The sequence below is a fragment of the Enterobacter cloacae complex sp. S2 genome (assembly GCF_015159675.1).
Lineage (GTDB): Bacteria > Pseudomonadota > Gammaproteobacteria > Enterobacterales > Enterobacteriaceae > Enterobacter > Enterobacter intestinihominis.
On sequence record NZ_JADDTS010000108.1, the window covers coordinates 263 to 1,236 of the forward strand.

Annotated in this window: 1 protein-coding gene; it reads right to left on the reverse strand. The window is 44.3% G+C overall.

Features of this window, described 5'->3' with window-relative positions; all coding sequences use genetic code 11:
• Nucleotides 1-155: 155 nt before the first annotated feature.
• Nucleotides 156-974, reverse strand: an 819-nt coding sequence (locus tag IPZ49_RS22975; protein WP_193762902.1) for an HNH endonuclease, incomplete at its 5' end; no start/stop codon positions are given.

A 974-nucleotide genomic window follows, 5' to 3' on the forward strand; every position in this document is an offset into this window, starting at 1 on the left:
ACCTACGACCTTCGCATTACCGAAACTCGCGTAACCACATGAGTTTGTGAGGTTCGATTGTAGGACGCATTTGTAGTAGCTGCTACATGATGAAGTAGTCTTACTCCGAAAGACCTTAAACTCTTTTACAGCTCTCTCCTGATGACATTTAGATTTTACTTTACACGAGAACAGAACTCTTCCCAGCGAGCGACCAAGGCAATTTTATCAAGTGACAGCACTGTTTGAATTACGTGTCCTTCAAAATCGAGGTAGCTATCAATTGCTCGCTCACTAAAATGAATCGTGAGGGTTTCCGGGTTGACTGCCATATCACCGCGATCAAAAACAGCATGAAGATCTTTTCGAAGAGCAATCCCATTAGCTACCTTCATCGCACCACCATTACTATGCGGGTGTATATGCGCAGCATCCAATGCGGCACGATACTCAACACCAGTTACAGCGCACACATTCAAGGAATTCAGCAATACTGCATTACGGAAGCGAGCCTGGCCGAAGCGACTATATGTGTTATAGGTCTTAATCATTGAGCTATTCACCATATCCCGTATCTGATCGGGATGTAGCTCGAAATCAGCTTGATCAACCTGACTCGGTTTTAAGTGAGGGTGGCTTCCTGCTGATCCTCTAACCTCGTTGTAAGTCGAGTAAAGCTCTCCTCTCGTCATTGCTTCGATTCGTGCGGGCTGATAGCCCTCTTTAATCAAGCGACGATAAGCACTTCGGTAGTCTTGTTGGGACTTTTCAGAAAGTAAAACACCGCCTTTTCCATCAAATGAAATTAACCAGAAATCTTCTTGGTTACTGACCTTATTCTTACATGCCTTTAAGTGCCAGCCACCACTTCTAGCCCAATCAGCTCGCTGATTACTATGATTAGTCGTGTCATATCCTAAGCTATTGAGCCAGCTATAAAATGAAGTAAAACCTAAATCCTGAACTTCTGAAGAAGGGATACGCACGGCCTGTAA